This is a genomic window from Maritimibacter harenae, from assembly GCF_009882975.1.
GTDB lineage: Bacteria > Pseudomonadota > Alphaproteobacteria > Rhodobacterales > Rhodobacteraceae > Maritimibacter > Maritimibacter harenae.
Map to the genome: position 1 here is coordinate 176424 of NZ_WTUX01000017.1, position 15729 is coordinate 192152.

The window sequence follows — 15729 nt, forward strand, 5'->3', positions numbered from 1 at the left end:
TTATCCTTCGCTGTTGCGTCCACCCAGCCAGAGCCGGATGGCCACGATCAATCCGAATGCGAAACCCGCCATCGCGGCGAGCCCGATGAGACCGAGGATGCGGTTGGGCCACCCCAATTCCTCACCCAGCCAGGTGAGCCCGATGAAGCCCAGGCCCGACACGGCGATCACGATGGCGGCGAGCCGCCCCTGCCGTGCCCTGGCAAGCCTGTCCTGTTCGGCGCTCATCTCGTCCCTTCGGCCTTACGTTACTTCTTTTCGTCGTAGCGCCCCGAGGACGAGGCTTTCTTCGAGAACTCGGTTTCCTCGCCGGACGCCAGCGACTTGGCCTGGGTCACCCAGTCGTCGCGCTTGATCCGGCCCCGGAAGCTGAGCATGTCGTCCATCTTCTCGATGTCGGCAACGCTCCACGCCGCGATCTGCGCGAAGGTCGTGATGCCCGCATCGTTGAGCTTCTTCTCGATCCCGGGCCCCACGCCCTTGATCATCTTGAGGTCGTCCGCGCCGCCGGCGGCCGGGGCGGCCTTCGCCGCGGGCTTGGCCGACTTGGTGGCCTCGGCGTCGCCGCCTTCGTATTTCCATTCGCCCTTCTTGGACTCGAGCTCGCGCTGGCCCGGCAGGTCCTTGGACGGCGTGATGAACGGGTCCGGCGACGGTTCGGCCTCCTGCGCCTCGGCGCTGGCCTCGGTCGCCGGGGCGGGTTTCGCCGCCGCCGCGTCCATGTCGCCGGTGCCGGCCGAGCTTGCAGCCGCCGCGGCGGGCTCCGAGGTGTCGGTCTTGGCCGCAGGCGCCGGCGCGGCGCCCGTGCCCACCGTCGACCCGGCGCTTGCCGGCACGTCCGAGCAGAACATCCGTTGCAGGATCAGCGCCACGGCCACCGCGACCACGATGCCCGCGATGATGGCCCAGATCCACGGGCTGTTGATGAGGAGGAGCACCACGAGGCCGACGAGGCCCCCGACGATCCAGCAGGTGTTGCGGCACGAAAACAGGCCGCTGTCGTTATTCGCCATATCCCGACTCCCTGTTGTTGCGGGGTTTACCCGAGACAACGGGACCGCGGTCTGATGCCGCGCGCGGTTCTGCGTATCCCATTGCCAACCTCATGCCGTCTTCGACGCCCGTGGACGCCGCCTTCCTTCTTCAGTTCTTCTTGTCGTTGCCTTCGGCCAGCGACCGGGCCTGTTCGACCCAGTTGTCGCGGCTCACGCGTCCCTTGAACCCTTCGAGGTTCTGGTCGACCCACGCGACCTCGTCCGCGGTCCAGCCCGCGATCTGGTCGAAGTGGAAAAAGCCCATGCCGTTCAGCATCTTCTCGAGCTTGGGGCCGACGCCCTTGATCTTCTTCAGGTCGTCCGCACCGCCCGACTTGGGCGCATCCAGCGTCTCGGGCTTGGTGCCCTCGCCCGCCGGGGCCGATCCGTTCGAGGATCCGCCGGGCTTGGAGGCCGCGCCGGCGTGGTTCGTCTTGGCCGGCGCCGCGTCCGCCTTGGCGCGCGGCTTGCCCGTCTCGTTCTTGTCGGACAGCGCCGCCTCGGCGTCGCCGGGCTTCGTGACCTTCTTGCGCGCCTTGACGCCGATCTTGCGCCCCTGCTCCTTGCCGAGCCAAGGCGCAGTCAGGTCCACCTCGGAGCCGTCGATGCGCTTGAGCGTGTCGCCCAGTTCGGCGGCCAGCGCGACCGAAGCGTTGTGCTCGGGCTTGTCCGCCTCGTAGTCCTTCAGGCTCGTGAGCCCGCCCGACGGCTCGGAAGTGTAACGGCCGTTCTGCGGGCCCGGCAGCGGGGTCTCGCCCTTGGCCATGCGGTCGATCAGGTCGCCGAAGCTCTCGGTCGTGAGGTCCTCGTAGTAATCCTTGCCGATCTGCGCCATCGGCGCGTTCGCACAGGCGCCCAGGCATTCGACCTCTTCCCAGGAAAACTTGCCGTCCGCCGACAGTTCGTGCGGGTTCGGCGCGATCTTTTCCTTGGCGATCGCGATCAGGTCCTCGGCCCCCATGATCATGCAGGACGTGGTGCCGCAGATCTGGAAATGCGCAACGGAACCAACCGGTTGCAGCTGGAACATGAAGTAGAACGTCGCCACCTCGAGCGCGCGGATGTAATCCATGCCGAGCATGTCGGCCACGCCTTCGATCGCGGGCTTGGTCAGCCAGCCTTCCTGTTCCTGCGCCCGCCACAGCAGCGGAATGATCGCCGAGGCCTGCCGGCCCTCGGGGTACTTGGTCATCTGCGCTTCCGCCCAGGCCTGGTTCTCAGGCGTGAAGGCGAAGCTGTCGGGTTGTTCGTGGTGCAGACGGCGCAGCATTAACGGTCGACCTCTCCGAAAACGATATCCATTGTGCCGATGATCGCGGCGACGTCGGCCAGCTGGTGCCCGCTCGCCACGTGGTCCATCGACTGAAGATGAAGGTAGCCCGGCGCGCGCAGCTTGGCGCGGTAGGGTTTGTTGGTCCCGTCCGAGACGAGGTAGACGCCGAATTCGCCCTTGGGCGCCTCGACGGCGGCATAAGCCTCGCCTTCCGGGACGTGGAAGCCCTCGGTGTAGAGCTTGAAGTGGTGGATGAGCGCTTCCATCGACGTCTTCATGTCACCGCGCTTCGGCGGCGACAGCTTGCCGCGCGCCATCACGTCGCCCTGGGCATCCGGGGCGCGCAGTTTCTCGATCGCCTGGAGCATGATCTTCACGCTTTCGCGCATCTCGGCCATCCGGACGAGGTACCGGTCGTAGCAGTCGCCGTTCTTGCCCACGGGGATCTGGAAGTCGAATTCGTCGTAGCACTCGTAGGGCTGCGCACGGCGCAGGTCCCAGGCAAGGCCCGAGCCGCGCACCATGACGCCGGAATAGCCCCATTCGAGGATCTCTTCCTCGGTCACGACGCCGATGTCGACGTTGCGCTGCTTGAACACCCGGTTCTCCGTCAGAAGCCCGTCGATGTCGTCGAGCACGGCCGGGAACTCGCCGCACCACGTCTCGATATCGTCGAGCAGTTGCGGCGGCAGGTCCTGGTGCACCCCGCCCGGGCGGAAGTAGGCCGCGTGCAGGCGCGCGCCACAGGCCCGCTCGTAGAAGATCATCAGCTTTTCACGCTCTTCGAAGCCCCACAGCGGCGGGGTGAGCGCGCCCACGTCCATCGCCTGCGTGGTGACGTTCAGAAGGTGGTTCAGGATGCGCCCGATCTCGCAGTAGAGCACGCGGATCAGCTGCGCCCGGCGCGGCACCTCGACCTTGCAGAGCTTCTCGATCACGAGACACCAGGCGTGTTCCTGGTTCATCGTGCCGACGTAGTCGAGCCGGTCGAAATACGGCAGGTTCTGCAGGTAGGTGCGGCTTTCCATCAGCTTCTCGGTGCCGCGGTGAAGCAGCCCGATGTGCGGATCGCAGCGTTCCACGATCTCGCCGTCGAGCTCGAGCACCAAGCGCAACACGCCGTGCGCCGCCGGGTGCTGGGGCCCGAAGTTGATGTTGAAGTTGCGGATCTGCTGTTCGCCGGTCTCGGCGTCCTGAAATCCCTTGGAGCCGTCCATCATGCCGTCACCATTCGCTGGGTCCACTCCACGGGCAGGGTGCCCATGGTGCGTTCGATGAAATTGTATTGCGGGCGCAGGGCATCCTGCAGCCGCGCGCGCCGCGCCGCGTCGAGCGGGGCCTCGGGGGACCGATGCACCGGCTTGTCGAAGGCGGCCGGGATCATGTCGATCCCGAGAAAGTCGCAGATCCCGCCGAGCGCATCCTCGGTGAAGAGACGCTCGTAGAATTCCACGTGCAGGCGATCCTCGGGGACCGCCTCGGCCAGGCGCGTGAGCGTGCGGCGGTAGTTCGAACGGCGCGCCACGTCGCGCTCGCCGCCGTCCAGGAACCCGTCCGCCATGCAGGCCGCCGCCGCGCCGTCGCCGCCCGCGTTCATGCGGAACTGCGACCAGATCCGGTCGACCGGCTCGCGCAGGAGATAGAGGAAACGCACGTTCTCGTGCACGCGCGCCATCTCGGCGAACCACTCCGGCGGCAGAAGCGCGTAGCCCGGGGTGAAATCACCCACAAGCCGCGCATCCTCGAGCCCCGCGCCGATGAAGCCCAGGTAGGCCTTGTCGTCACGCGTCTTGCCGTCGAATGTGACCAGCCACTCCTCGATGTCGGCCATGTTCTGAAGCTGGTAGGCGCGCAGGTCCTCGTCCGTCGTCGTCGCGTGACGCGCGGCGATTTCGCCCTTCCGGTCCTCGAGGGTGCCACGGTAGAACCCGCCCTTCCCCATCGCGACCGAGTTCCAGTAGTTCAGCTCCTTGACCGTCGGGAAATAGGTCTGAGGATGGCCGTAGAGGTAATCGAACAGCCAGCTGGTGCCGGCCTTGGCCGCGCCCACGCAGTATATGAGCGTCTGGGTCGCCATCGATCAGGCCTTGCCTCCGTCCGCTTTCTCGTCGCCGGGCAGCAGGTACTCGGCCCCTTCCCACGGGCTCATGAAGTCGAACTGGCGGTATTCCTGCACGAGGCTCACGGGTTCGTAGACCACGCGCTTCTCGACCTCGTCGTAGCGCACCTCGGTGAAACCGGTGGTCGGGAAGTCCTTGCGCAGCGGATGACCGCGGAAACCGTAGTCGGTGAGAATGCGGCGCAGGTCCGGGTGGCCTTTGAAGATGATCCCGAACATGTCGAAGATCTCGCGCTCGAACCAGTTCGCGGCCGGGTAGACGGCGACGATCGAGGGGACCATGTCGCCCTCGTCGACCGCCGCTTTCACGCGGATGCGGTGGTTCTGGTACATCGACAGGAAGTGGTAGACCACGTCGAAGCGCTCTTCACGCTCCGGGTAATCCACCGCCGTGACGTCCACGAGCGTCGAGAACCGGCAGCCCCGGTCCGTCTTCAGGAACTCCACGAAGGCCGGCAGCGCCTCGGGCCGCACGGTGACGTTGAGCTCGCCGAAGGCGACCTCCCACCCCACGACGACGTCGCTCTGCTTGGCCTCGATGAGCGCACCAAGCTCTTTGAGGGTCTCGTCAGCCATGTCGGTTACCTCACGATGGTGCCGGTACGGCGGATTTTGCGCTGAAGCTGAAGGATGCCGTAGACGAGCGCCTCCGCGGACGGAGGGCAGCCCGGCACGTAGACATCCACCGGCACCACGCGGTCGCAGCCGCGCACCACCGAGTAGGAATAATGGTAGTAGCCGCCGCCGTTGGCGCAGGACCCCATCGAGATCACATAACGCGGCTCCGGCATCTGGTCGTAGACCTTGCGCAGCGCGGGGGCCATCTTGTTGGTCAGGGTGCCCGCGACGATCATCAGGTCCGACTGGCGCGGGGAGGCGCGCGGCGCGGTCCCGTAGCGCTCCAGGTCGTAGCGCGGCATCGAGGACTGCATCATCTCGACGGCGCAGCAGGCCAGGCCGAAGGTCATCCAGTGCAGCGACCCGGTGCGCGCCCAGTTGATGATGTCGTCGGTCGTCGTCAGCAGGAACCCCTTGTCCTGAAGCTCGTCCGACAGCTGGCGCGTCGCGACCTCGCGGTCACCGCCAGCGGTGTTGGCGCCGGTCATCACTCCCATTCCAGAGCTCCCTTCTTCCATTCATAGGCAAACCCGATGGTCAGTACGGCGAGGAACACCATCATGGACCAGAAACCGATCATGCCCACGTCCTTGAAGGCTACGGCCCAGGGGAACAGGAAGGCGATTTCCAGGTCGAAGATGATGAACAGGATCGAGACGAGATAGAACCTCACATCGAACTTCATCCGAGCGTCGTCGAACGCGTTGAACCCGCATTCGTAGGCCGACACCTTCTCGGGGTCCGGGTTGCGGACGGCGAGGACGGCGGCGGCGAGAACCAGGACAAGGCCCAGCCCGACGGCGACGGCAAGGAAAATGACGATGGGGAGGTATTCACGAAGAAGGTCTTCCACGTTGGCTCCTTTGTCGGGCGCAGACCCGCGACAGTTTGGCTCAAATCGGGGTCTACCCCCAACGCCCCCGAGGGTCAACCAAGCCTACCCCTGTTTTGAACAAGTTGAACAAAGGGTTCCGGGGCCTCCCGGGAAGGCCCGAAACCGTTGGTATACGATTGTTTACGAAGCCGTCGGGGGGTGGCGGGCGGCGCCTGCCCGACGGGGTTTGGGTCAAAAAATCGCGCGTCGATGCTGCAGGTGCGCGCAGGCCCGACTCAGGCGCGCACCGCGACCAGGATCAGGGCCAGGAACATGATCACCGTGACCGGCCCCCAGAGCCGCCGCTCGGGTCGCGAAGGCGTGATGTTGTTCATCAGGGTCGACAGGCCCATGACCGCCACGGCGACCCAGATCAGCCAACCGGGGCCGACCGGCACGAGAAGCCCGGACGCCCCCGCCGCGACCCGCGCCATCGCCACCATCACGCCGCCCTGGATCACCGCGCCCGCGCGCAGCGCGACCGGCAGACGGCCGGTCCAGCGGCCGCCCATCGCGAGGTGCCCCAAGGGCGCGCCGAGTGCCAGCGCCATCTGGAAGAGTTCCACAACGAGGGCCAGCAGGCAGAAGACGGCCCCGGCGAGCGTCACGAGGCTCATCGGGCGGCCCAGCCCGGCTTGCGCTTGTCGAAGAAGGCGCCGATGCCCTCTTTCGCCTCGTCGCCTTCCCAGCAGGTGACCAGCGCCCCGATCGTGTCGTCGATCACGTCATCGGTGATCGGCGGTCCCAACCGCCGCGCGAGCGCCTTGGCCGCTGCGACCGCGCCCGGCGCGCAGGACAGGTACGGCACCACCTCTTCCTCGACGGCCGCGTCGAGCGCGTCCTCCGGCACCGCGTGGGCCACGATCCCGAGCCGCTGCGCCTCGGCCGCGCCGAAGATACGCGCGTTCATGAAGACCCGGCGCGCCATCGCCTCGCCGATCCGGGCCAGCACGTAGGGGCCGATGGTGGCAGGGATGAGGCCGAGGCGCGTTTCGGTCAGCCCGAACTTCGCGCGATCCACCGCGATCGCCACGTCGCAGACGCAGCACATGCCGATGCCGCCGCCGAAGGCCTGCCCCTGCACCCGGCCGATCAGCGGCTTGGGCATCTCGTTGAGCGCCTTGAGCATTTCGGCCAGCTTGCGCGCCTCGACGAAGCGCGTGTCCGGGTCCGCGGCCATCTGGTCCTGCATCCAGCCCAGGTCACCGCCGGCGCAGAAGCTCTTGCCCGCCCCGGTCAGCACCACGACACGCACGTCGTCGTCTTCGCCCAGCACCCCGGCCGCCTCGGTCAGTTCGCGGATCATCGTGGCCGACAGGGAATTGTGCTTTTCGGCCCGGTCGAGCGTCAGCGTCGCCACGCCACGCGTGTCGGTCTCGATGGAAATCGTCTCGTACATCCTCACCTCTTCTGCAGGCGAAATGCGGCGCGCATTTCGCATCGAAGTCCGACGCGGGCTTCGGGGTCTTCGAACCGCGGGTCCGCGGATCGGGACCTGAACCCGCGTTTCCGGCGTCCGGAAACGCTCACCCCCGCATCCCGCGCGCGATCTCTGCCGCCGCCTCGAGCGCGGCGCGATCAAGCCCGGTCGCCAGCCCCAGCGCAACCAGCCGGTCGTGCACGTCCTCGGTGGCCACGTTGCCCGCGGCCCCCGGCGCATAGGGGCAGCCGCCGAGCCCCCCGACCGAGGCGTCGAAGACCCGCACCCCGAGCTCCAGCGACATCTCGATGTTCTCGAGCGCCCGCCCGCCGGTGTCGTGGTAATGGCCCGCGAGCTGTTCGGCCGGCACATGGTCGAGCACGGCGAGCAGCATGTCGCGGATCTTCTCGGGCGTCGCGGCCCCGATCGTGTCGCCCAGCGACACCTCGTAGCAGCCCATCGCCATCAGTTCCTGCGCGACCTGTGCTGCCTTGGCGGGCGGCACGTCACCGTCGTAGGGGCAATCGGTGACGCAGGAGACGTAGCCGCGCACCTTCACCTTCGCGGCGCGCGCGGCCTCCATCACGGGCACGAACCGTTCAAGGCTCTCGGCGATCGAGCAGTTGATGTTGGCCTGGCTGAAGCCTTCGCTGGCGCTGGCGAAGATCGCGACCTCGTCCGCGCCCGCCGCCATCGCCCGCTCGAACCCCTTCAGGTTCGGCGTGAGCGCCATGTAGGACACGCCTTCGGCGCGCTTGATGCCCGCGAGCACCTCGGCCCCGTCGGCCATCTGCGGCACCCACTTGGGGCTGACGAACGAGGCGACCTCGATACGCCGGAACCCGGCCTGCGACAGGGCGTCGACCAGCGCGATCTTCTCTTCGGCCGGGATCAGCCGCTTTTCGTTCTGGAGCCCGTCGCGCGGGCCCATTTCGACAAGCTCGACCTCATCCATCGGGCACCTCGTAGAAGTCCTTCCTGTATATCGTATCGGGCCCCTGCGCTGCCAGCGCCGTCTGGTAGGCCGGGCGCTGCGCGAGCCGCTCGGAATAGGCACTGAGCGCGGGGAACTTCGCGGCGTGGACGTAGTGGAACGCCGCCTCGACTCCGAAGCCGAACATGATGTCGGCGGCCGAGAAACCGCTCGCCAGCAGGAAATCCTGCCCGCCAAGATGCCGCTCCAGGGGCTTGAGCGACCGTGCGAGCCTGCGCGTTTCGATCCCGATCACGGTGGGCGAACGCATCGCGGCGTCCGGCAGGAACACCTGTTGGAGATTGAGGTTCTGGATGCAGGTCGCCACCGTTTCGGAATAATGCACCCAGACCAGGAACTCCGCGCGCTCCACGTCGCCGGGCAGCGGCGCGAGCCCGTGTTCGGGGCGCGTTTCGCACAGGTACTCGATGATCGCGCCGCTTTCGATCAGCGTGCGACCGTCGATCTCAAGCGCGGGAACGCGGCCGGCCGGGTTCATGTCGCGGTAGCTGTCGGTGTCGAGCGATCCGTCGGCGATCCGGTAGTTCTCGATCTCCGGCTCCAGCCCCATTTCGGCCAGCAGCCAGTGGACGCGGAACGAACGCGAGCCGGGAACGGCATGCAGGCGGATCATGCCTCTTCCTCGAGCGCGATGAGCGCGGCACCGGCCTCGACCTGCGCGCCCTCGTCTGCCAGGACCTCGGCCACCACGCCGTCGCGCGGGGCGGTCAGGGTGTGTTCCATCTTCATGGCCTCCATGATGGCGAGTTTCTGGCCCGCTTCAACCGCGTCGCCCGGCGCGACGAAGACCGCGCGCACGAGACCGGGCATCGGCGCCTCGACGACATCGCCCCCGGCGGCGTCCGGCGAGAGGATGGCCAGCGGATCGGGCACGCGGAACCCGAAGCCCGCGCCGGAGAAGACGGTCACGCGGTCGCCGGTGACGGCCACCTCGGGCGCGCGGCGGCCATCGAGCCGCCAGCCGTCGGCGGCGCGCGTGGCCGTCACCACCCGGTCGCCCAGGCTCACATGCGCGCGGTCGGGCCCGGCGAGTTCGATCACGGGCTCCAGCACGTCGCCGTCCCATTCCACAAGGATCCGCCGCCGAAGCGGCGTCCAGAGCGTGAACCCGGTCGCGGGCGCGGGTGCGCCCAGCAGACCGGCCCCCGCCAGCGCGGCGAGCGCGATGTCGGCGGGCGCCGGGTCCGGCGTGTCGGCCAGCGTGGCGAGGTCACGGTCTATCAGCCCGGTATCGACATTGCCGGCGGCGAAGCCCGAATGCACGCAGAGCGCCGACAGGAAGCCGAGGTTCGTCACGGTGCCCGCCACTTGCGTCTCGCGCAGCGCCTTGCGCATCAGGCCCAGCGCGATGTCACGGGTCGCGCCGCGGGTCACGATCTTGGCGATCATCGGGTCGTAATAGGGGCTGATCTCGTCGCCAGTGCGCACGCCGGTTTCGGCCCGGCAGCCTTGCGGGAACGCGAGGTGCGCGAGCCGTCCGGTCGCGGGCAGGAAGCCCGCCGGCACGTCCTCTGCATAAAGGCGCGCCTCGAAGGCGTGACCCTTCAGCGGGATCTCGGACTGTCCCATGAGAAGCCCCTCGCCCGCCGCAACGCGCAGTTGCCATTCGACCAGGTCGATGCCGGTCACCTCTTCGGTCACCGGATGTTCGACCTGCAGGCGCGTGTTCATCTCCATGAACCAGAACCCGTCGGGCCGGAGCCCGTCCGAGCCGTCGACGATGAATTCCACCGTCCCGGCCCCGGAATACCCGATCGCCTCGGCCGCACGCACGGCCGCCTCGCCCATCGCCGCGCGCATCTCCTGCGTCATGCCCGGCGCGGGGGCTTCCTCGATCACCTTCTGGTGGCGACGCTGGAGCGAGCAGTCGCGTTCGTAAAGGTGCACGGCTTCCGTCCCATCGCCGAAGACCTGCACCTCGATGTGGCGGGGGGAGGTCACGAACTTCTCGATCAGCACGTCGGGGTTGCCGAAGGCGGTCTTCGCCTCGGACCTTGCCGAGGCGAGCGCGTCGGCGAAATCCGCCTTGCGCTCCACGAGCCGCATCCCCTTGCCGCCACCACCCGCGACGGCCTTGATCAGGACCGGGTAGCCTATCCGGTCGGCCTCGCCCGCCAGCAGGTCGTCGGACTGGTCCGTGCCGTGATAGCCGGGCACGACCGGCACACCGGCCTCTTCCATGAGCTTCTTGGCGGCGTCCTTGAGCCCCATCGCCCGGATCGCCTTGGCCGACGGCCCGATGAAGGTGAGCCCGGCGGCCTCCACGGCTTCGACGAAGCCCGGGTTTTCCGACAAGAAGCCGTAACCCGGGTGGATCGCCTGCGCGCCGCGCGCCTTCGCGGCCTCGATGATCACGTCCCCGCGCAGGTAGCTGTCGGCCGGCTGCGGCCCGCCGATGTGGACCGCCTCGTCGGCCATGTCCACGTGCCGCGCGCCCCGGTCGGCGTCCGAGAACACGGCCACGGTCGCCACGCCCAGGCGCCGGCAGGTGTCGATCACCCGGCAGGCGATCTCGCCCCGGTTCGCGATCAGGATCTTGTCGAACATCAGTTTCCTCCCATCGCACGCCGGTGCGCGTCCGCGCTGGCGTCGGAAAAGCAGCACAGGATGATGCGGCCGGGCTGTCCCTGCCAGGCGCTCGTCTCACGGACCGCGATCTCGGCCGCCTGGTCAGCCGGGTAGCCGTAGACGCCCGTGGAGATCGCCGGGAACGCGATGCTTTCGCAGCCCGCCTCCTGCGCGAGCCGCAGGCTTTCGCGGTAGCAGGAGGCAAGAAGCTCCGGCTCCCCCTTGTCGCCGCCATGCCAGACCGGTCCCACCGTGTGGATCACGTGCCGCGCGGGCAGGCCGTGTCCCCCGGTGATCCGCGCCTCGCCCGTCGGACAGCCGCCGATCTCGCGGCATTCCTCGAGAAGCCCCGGCCCGGCGGCCCGGTGAATGGCCCCGTCCACGCCCCCACCGCCCAACAGCGACTCGTTCGCTGCATTGACGATGGCGTCCACGTCGAGCGTGGTGATGTCGGCGGTGATGATTTCGACGCTCATGTGCACCAGCTCCCGCGTCGACCGCCGCCATAACGGCGCGCGTACCCTGTTGCGATCATGATGTCCGCCACGTCACGACCATCGAGGAACATGCGCACCAGTCGCCGCCCGTAGCGGTCGGTCCCCTTGAGTTGCACCTGCATCTCCTCAGCCTCCCATATACTCTTGCGCAACAGCCAAGTGGCCGTCACCGCGTCCCGCGCCTCCGCAACGCAGCGGGATTTCTTCTCCGGCGTGTCGAACCCGAGAAGCCGCGCCCGGAACACCCCTATTCCCGTGCAGCGCATCGTGACCGTGTCCCCATCGACATACCGCAGCACACGACATTGATCGTTGCCCCGCAGAGCCATCGGCCGCATCACCGCAAGCGTGCTGTCGGCGAGAAACGGAAGGACGACAAGCCCCGCGAAGGCCAGCACGATCACGGCTTTGAGGTAGAAGCGCGGGTCCGCGATCCGCCGCCATGTCCGACGCCGGGCCGTGCGTCGCCGGGCCTTGTGCGCACGCTTCACCTTGGCGCGCGCATTCGCCGCCACGATGCGGCGCCATCGCCGCTGTAGCCTGCGTTTCTCCCTCTCCGTGACCACGGAGCCGCTCCCTCTCAACCTCCGGTTCAGCGCCTGCCATCCCGGCCCCCATCACATCCGGAACACGCCGAAGCGCGTCTCCTCGATCGGGGCGTTCAGGGCGGCCCGCAGCGACAGGTAGAGCACGTCGCGCGTCTTGCGCGGGTCGACGATGCCGTCGTCCCAGAGCCGGGCGGAGGCATAAAGCGGATGGCTCTGGCGTTCGAACATCTCGATCGTGGGGCGCTTGAACTCCGCCTCGTCCTCGGCCGACCAGCTCTCCCCCGACCGCTCGATCGCGTCGCGCTTGACGGTGGCCAGCACGCCTGCCGCCTGCTCACCCCCCATGACGGAGATCCGGCTGTTGGGCCAGGTCCACAGGAAGCGCGGCTGGTAGGCGCGACCGGCCATCCCGTAGTTCCCCGCCCCGAACGAGCCGCCCACGAGCATCGTGACCTTGGGCACGCTCGTGGTCGCGACCGCCGTGACCATCTTGGCCCCGTGACGCGCGATGCCCTCGTTCTCGTACTTCCGGCCAACCATGAAGCCGGTGATGTTCTGCAGGAAAATCAGCGGGATACGCCGCTGGCTGCACAGCTCCACGAAATGCGCGCCCTTCTGGGCAGCCTCGGAGAACAGCACGCCGTTGTTGGCGATGATCCCCACCGGGCAGCCCTTCAGATGCGCGAAGCCGGTGACCAGCGTCTCGCCGAAGCGCGGCTTGAACTCGTCGAAGCGCGACCCGTCCACGACGCGCGCGATCACCTCGCGGATGTCGTAGGGCGTGCGCAGGTCTCCCGGCACGACGCCCAGGATCTCCTCGGGGTCGTAGGCAGGCTCTTCCGGCGTCTGCCATTGCACGGTGCCGGGCCGCGACCGGTTCAGGCTTTCCACAGCCCGGCGCGCCAACGCCAGCGCATGCGCGTCATCCTCGGCCAGGTAATCGGCCACGCCCGAAAGACGCGTGTGCACGTCGCCCCCGCCCAGGTCCTCGGCGCTCACCACCTCGCCTGTCGCCGCCTTCACGAGCGGCGGACCGGCCAGGAAGATCGTCCCCTGGTCGCGCACGATGATCGTCACGTCCGACATCGCGGGCACATAGGCGCCCCCGGCGGTGCAGGACCCCATCACCACGGCGATCTGCGGGATGCCCTTGGCGCTCATGTTCGCCTGGTTGTAGAAGATGCGTCCAAAATGGTCGCGATCCGGGAAGACCTCGTCCTGGTTCGGCAGGTTCGCGCCCCCGCTGTCGACGAGGTAGATGCACGGCAGGTTGCACTCCATCGCGATTTCCTGAGCCCGCAGGTGCTTCTTGACGCTCATGGGGTAGTAGGTGCCGCCCTTCACGGTGGCATCGTTGGCCACCACCATGACCTCCTGCCCGTTCACCTGTCCCACGCCCGCGATCACGCCCGCGGCCGGGGCCGCACCGTCGTAGAGCCCGTGCGCGGCGGTCGCCCCGATCTCGAGGAACGGCGAGCCGGGGTCGAGCAGCCCCGCCACCCGGTCGCGCGGCAGCATCTTGCCCCGCGACAGGTGGCGCTCCCGCGCCTTTTCCCCGCCGCCCGCCGCGGCCGCCTCGGCGGCCTGCGCGACCACGTCCAGCATCTCGAGATGCGCGGCGCGGTTGGCCTGGAACCCCTCCGAGCCGGTCATCACCTGCGATTGCAGTTTCATTCCACCTGTCTCCTCACTGCTCCGGTCGCGGCCACGGGCGCACCGGCGGCGGCGGATTGGCCCAGCCCGCATCGACCGCGCTCTCGGTGATCCCGAGATAGCGCCCCACCTGCCAGGCGAGGATCGCGCTGCGCAGCCGGGTGTTGGCCTCGCGCGCGGCGCACCACGCCTCCATCAATTCGTCGTTGCCGGCACAATCCGGCCCCGCCGACGACCCCAGCGCAAGCGCATGCGCCTGCCTGTAGAGCCGCCTGGCCCAACCCTCGTCCTGCGCACCCATGCTGTCCGGGTCGGGCAGACCCGCACGAACGGCCTCTGCCATATCGTCCTGTTCGGCCTCGAGCTCTTCCTGGCAGGCCACGCGCCGGTCGCTCCGATCGCAGCGCACGATGCCCACCGTGCCGCAATAATAGGTATCGGTCACCTGCCACAGCCCGCCCGCGACATCCTCGAGCGGGACCTCCGCGTGCATCGAAAGGCGCTGCTCGAAATGGGCGAGCTCGATGTCCATGCAGGTCTGGAAGTCCGGCAAGGCCGTGTCCTGCGCCAACGCAGCGCCCGCGCCCAGCGCCGGCACCAAGGCGAGCACCGTCACCGCCCCGCGCCGGGGCGCGAGAAAACGTCGGAGCATTGCCGCCTGTCGCATCGCCGGATCCTTCCCGTGCCACCCGGTCCGAGCCTACCGCATCCGCGCCATCAATTCGCGTCCCACGAGCATGCGCCGGATCTCGGACGTGCCCGCCCCGATCTCCATCAGCTTGGCATCGCGGAAGATGCGGCTCACCGGGGTTTCGTTCATGAAGCCCATGCCGCCCATCGCCTGCACCGCCTGGTGGGCGACCGTCATCGCCTCCTCGGACGCGTACAGCACGCAGGCCGCCGCGTCCTGGCGCGTGACCTCGCCCCGGTCGCAGGCCTTGGCGACTTCGTAGACGTAGGCGCGCGCCGAGTTCATCTTCGTGTACATGTCGGCGATCTTGCCCTGCATGAGCTGGAAGTCCCCGATCGACTGGCCGAACTGCTTGCGCTCGACCATGTAGGGCATCACCTCGTCCAGGCAGGCCGCCATGATGCCGGTCCCGATGCCCGAAAGCACCACGCGCTCGTAATCGAGCCCGGACATGAGCACCTTCGCCCCCTGCCCCTCTTCGCCCAGCACGTTCTCGAACGGCACCTCGACATCCTCGAAGAAGAGCTGCGCCGTGTTCGACCCGCGCATGCCGAGCTTGTCGAAATGCGGGCTGGTCGAGAACCCCTTCATCTCCTTCTCGACGAGGAAGGCGGTGATCCCCTTTGAGCCGGCCTCCGGGTCGGTCTTGGCATAGACCACGAGCGTGTCGGCGTCCGGCCCGTTGGTGATCCAGAACTTCGAGCCGTTCAGCGTGAAGTACCCGTTCCGTTTCTCGGCGCGCAGCTGCATCGAGACCACGTCGGACCCCGCCCCGGTCTCCGACATCGCGAGCGCGCCCACGTGTTCGCCCGAGATGAGGCGCGGCAGGTACCTGGCCTTCTGCTCCGGCGTGCCGTTGAGGTTGATCTGGTTCACGCAGAGATTGGAATGCGCCCCGTAGGACAGGGACACGCTGGCCGAGGCGCGCGCGACCTCTTCCACCGCCACCGTGTGGGCGAGATAGCCCATCCCGGCGCCGCCGTATTCCTCGGCCACCGTGATGCCCAGGAGCCCCAGCTCCCCCAGCTCCTTCCAGAGCCCGGCGGGAAAGTCGTTGGACTGGTCGATCTCGGCCGCCTGCGGCTTGATCCGGTCCTGCGCGAACCGGTGCACCATGTCGCGAAGCTGGGCCACGTCCTCGCCCAGGTCGAAATTCATCGACGCCATGAACATGGGCGCCCCTCCCTTTATTGAACACTTGTTCATTTCTAGGCACGCATGCCGAGTCGGGTCAAGCGGTCACGCGCGCCGGACGCCGACCCGTGCGAGGGGCGCTGCCCCTCGTACTCCCCGGGATATTTCCGGTCCGAAGAAGGAGGTAACGGACTGTTAAGGTTAATGCGGCATGGTTGAGCGGCGGTACAGGCTGGGAAGCCGATGACCGCGTCCGGAGAAGCCCCCGGGGCGACCCGGGGGTGGATCCCCCCTTCTTCGGACGGA

General features: G+C 67.9%; 18 protein-coding genes. All 18 read right to left on the reverse strand.

Annotated features, from left to right (window positions below; translation table 11 throughout):
* The 18 genes from GQE99_RS13290 to GQE99_RS13375 all read right to left on the reverse strand — a co-directional run bounded on the left by GQE99_RS13290 (position 1) and on the right by GQE99_RS13375 (position 15462).
* On the reverse strand, positions 1-228 hold the full coding sequence (locus GQE99_RS13290) for a DUF5337 domain-containing protein (RefSeq protein WP_161352116.1): 228 nt from the start codon (positions 226-228) through the stop codon (positions 1-3).
* Between the two features lie 20 nt (positions 229-248).
* Complete coding sequence (locus GQE99_RS13295) at positions 249-1013, reverse strand: helix-hairpin-helix domain-containing protein (protein ID WP_161352117.1); 765 nt, start codon at positions 1011-1013, stop codon at positions 249-251.
* A 130-nt stretch (positions 1014-1143) separates the two neighbouring features.
* Positions 1144-2304 carry an NADH-quinone oxidoreductase subunit E gene (locus GQE99_RS13300; RefSeq protein WP_161352118.1) on the reverse strand — a complete coding sequence of 387 codons (1161 nt, stop codon included), beginning with the start codon at positions 2302-2304 and terminating at the stop codon, positions 1144-1146.
* Positions 2304-3524, reverse strand: coding sequence for an NADH-quinone oxidoreductase subunit D (locus tag GQE99_RS13305; protein ID WP_202530830.1), 1221 nt, complete (start codon positions 3522-3524; stop codon positions 2304-2306). Before GQE99_RS13305 ends, GQE99_RS13300 begins: the two co-directional genes overlap by 1 nt.
* Entirely contained in the window at positions 3524-4384 is an 861-nt protein-coding gene (locus tag GQE99_RS13310; protein WP_161352119.1) for a sulfotransferase, read from the reverse strand. Before GQE99_RS13310 ends, GQE99_RS13305 begins: the two co-directional genes overlap by 1 nt.
* A 3-nt stretch (positions 4385-4387) precedes the next feature.
* Complete coding sequence (locus GQE99_RS13315) at positions 4388-5002, reverse strand: NADH-quinone oxidoreductase subunit C (protein WP_161352120.1); 615 nt, start codon at positions 5000-5002, stop codon at positions 4388-4390.
* A 5-nt stretch (positions 5003-5007) separates the two neighbouring features.
* Entirely contained in the window at positions 5008-5532 is a 525-nt protein-coding gene (locus tag GQE99_RS13320) for a NuoB/complex I 20 kDa subunit family protein (RefSeq protein WP_008327896.1), read from the reverse strand.
* A complete protein-coding gene (locus GQE99_RS13325) occupies positions 5532-5897 on the reverse strand; it encodes an NADH-quinone oxidoreductase subunit A (RefSeq protein WP_161352121.1) in 366 nt (121 codons plus the stop codon). The genes GQE99_RS13320 and GQE99_RS13325 overlap by 1 nt, the downstream gene beginning before the upstream one ends.
* Positions 5898-6154: 257 nt before the next feature.
* A complete protein-coding gene (locus tag GQE99_RS13330) occupies positions 6155-6535 on the reverse strand; it encodes a hypothetical protein (protein ID WP_161352122.1) in 381 nt (126 codons plus the stop codon).
* A complete protein-coding gene (locus tag GQE99_RS13335) occupies positions 6532-7317 on the reverse strand; it encodes a crotonase/enoyl-CoA hydratase family protein (protein WP_161352123.1) in 786 nt (261 codons plus the stop codon). The genes GQE99_RS13330 and GQE99_RS13335 overlap by 4 nt, the downstream gene beginning before the upstream one ends.
* Before the next feature lie 127 nt (positions 7318-7444).
* Positions 7445-8293: a hydroxymethylglutaryl-CoA lyase gene (locus GQE99_RS13340; protein WP_161352124.1), complete on the reverse strand. Its 849-nt coding sequence runs from the start codon at positions 8291-8293 to the stop codon at positions 7445-7447.
* The gene (locus GQE99_RS13345) at positions 8286-8945 is read right to left on the reverse strand and encodes a glutathione S-transferase family protein (protein ID WP_161352125.1); all 660 of its coding nucleotides are present in this window, start codon (positions 8943-8945) and stop codon (positions 8286-8288) included. The genes GQE99_RS13340 and GQE99_RS13345 overlap by 8 nt, the downstream gene beginning before the upstream one ends.
* Positions 8942-10879 carry an acetyl/propionyl/methylcrotonyl-CoA carboxylase subunit alpha gene (locus GQE99_RS13350; RefSeq protein WP_161352126.1) on the reverse strand — a complete coding sequence of 646 codons (1938 nt, stop codon included), beginning with the start codon at positions 10877-10879 and terminating at the stop codon, positions 8942-8944. Before GQE99_RS13350 ends, GQE99_RS13345 begins: the two co-directional genes overlap by 4 nt.
* Positions 10879-11376 carry an O-acetyl-ADP-ribose deacetylase gene (locus GQE99_RS13355; protein WP_161352127.1) on the reverse strand — a complete coding sequence of 166 codons (498 nt, stop codon included), beginning with the start codon at positions 11374-11376 and terminating at the stop codon, positions 10879-10881. Before GQE99_RS13355 ends, GQE99_RS13350 begins: the two co-directional genes overlap by 1 nt.
* Positions 11373-11963, reverse strand: coding sequence for a thermonuclease family protein (locus GQE99_RS21865; RefSeq protein WP_161352128.1), 591 nt, complete (start codon positions 11961-11963; stop codon positions 11373-11375). The genes GQE99_RS13355 and GQE99_RS21865 overlap by 4 nt, the downstream gene beginning before the upstream one ends.
* Before the next feature lie 51 nt (positions 11964-12014).
* Positions 12015-13619 (reverse strand): carboxyl transferase domain-containing protein, encoded by a 1605-nt coding sequence (locus GQE99_RS13365; RefSeq protein WP_161352129.1) that lies wholly within the window; start codon positions 13617-13619, stop codon positions 12015-12017.
* 13 nt (positions 13620-13632) lie between these two features.
* The gene (locus GQE99_RS13370) at positions 13633-14250 is read right to left on the reverse strand and encodes a hypothetical protein (protein ID WP_161352130.1); all 618 of its coding nucleotides are present in this window, start codon (positions 14248-14250) and stop codon (positions 13633-13635) included.
* Positions 14251-14298: 48 nt separating this feature from the next.
* The gene (locus GQE99_RS13375) at positions 14299-15462 is read right to left on the reverse strand and encodes an isovaleryl-CoA dehydrogenase (RefSeq protein WP_161352131.1); all 1164 of its coding nucleotides are present in this window, start codon (positions 15460-15462) and stop codon (positions 14299-14301) included.
* Positions 15463-15729: the final 267 nt, after the last annotated feature.

Coding starts and splice junctions, on each gene's coding strand:
- GQE99_RS13290 (WP_161352116.1), bottom strand. CDS start 228: ATGAGCGCCGAACAGGACAGGCTTGCCAGGGCACGGCAGGGGCGGCTC.
- GQE99_RS13295 (WP_161352117.1), bottom strand. CDS start 1,013: ATGGCGAATAACGACAGCGGCCTGTTTTCGTGCCGCAACACCTGCTGG.
- GQE99_RS13300 (WP_161352118.1), bottom strand. CDS start 2,304: ATGCTGCGCCGTCTGCACCACGAACAACCCGACAGCTTCGCCTTCACG.
- GQE99_RS13305 (WP_202530830.1), bottom strand. CDS start 3,524: ATGGACGGCTCCAAGGGATTTCAGGACGCCGAGACCGGCGAACAGCAG.
- GQE99_RS13310 (WP_161352119.1), bottom strand. CDS start 4,384: ATGGCGACCCAGACGCTCATATACTGCGTGGGCGCGGCCAAGGCCGGC.
- GQE99_RS13315 (WP_161352120.1), bottom strand. CDS start 5,002: ATGGCTGACGAGACCCTCAAAGAGCTTGGTGCGCTCATCGAGGCCAAG.
- GQE99_RS13320 (WP_008327896.1), bottom strand. CDS start 5,532: ATGACCGGCGCCAACACCGCTGGCGGTGACCGCGAGGTCGCGACGCGC.
- GQE99_RS13330 (WP_161352122.1), bottom strand. CDS start 6,535: ATGAGCCTCGTGACGCTCGCCGGGGCCGTCTTCTGCCTGCTGGCCCTC.
- GQE99_RS13335 (WP_161352123.1), bottom strand. CDS start 7,317: ATGTACGAGACGATTTCCATCGAGACCGACACGCGTGGCGTGGCGACG.
- GQE99_RS13340 (WP_161352124.1), bottom strand. CDS start 8,293: ATGGATGAGGTCGAGCTTGTCGAAATGGGCCCGCGCGACGGGCTCCAG.
- GQE99_RS13345 (WP_161352125.1), bottom strand. CDS start 8,945: ATGATCCGCCTGCATGCCGTTCCCGGCTCGCGTTCGTTCCGCGTCCAC.
- GQE99_RS13350 (WP_161352126.1), bottom strand. CDS start 10,879: ATGTTCGACAAGATCCTGATCGCGAACCGGGGCGAGATCGCCTGCCGG.
- GQE99_RS13355 (WP_161352127.1), bottom strand. CDS start 11,376: ATGAGCGTCGAAATCATCACCGCCGACATCACCACGCTCGACGTGGAC.
- GQE99_RS13365 (WP_161352129.1), bottom strand. CDS start 13,619: ATGAAACTGCAATCGCAGGTGATGACCGGCTCGGAGGGGTTCCAGGCC.
- GQE99_RS13370 (WP_161352130.1), bottom strand. CDS start 14,250: ATGCTCCGACGTTTTCTCGCGCCCCGGCGCGGGGCGGTGACGGTGCTC.
- GQE99_RS13375 (WP_161352131.1), bottom strand. CDS start 15,462: ATGTTCATGGCGTCGATGAATTTCGACCTGGGCGAGGACGTGGCCCAG.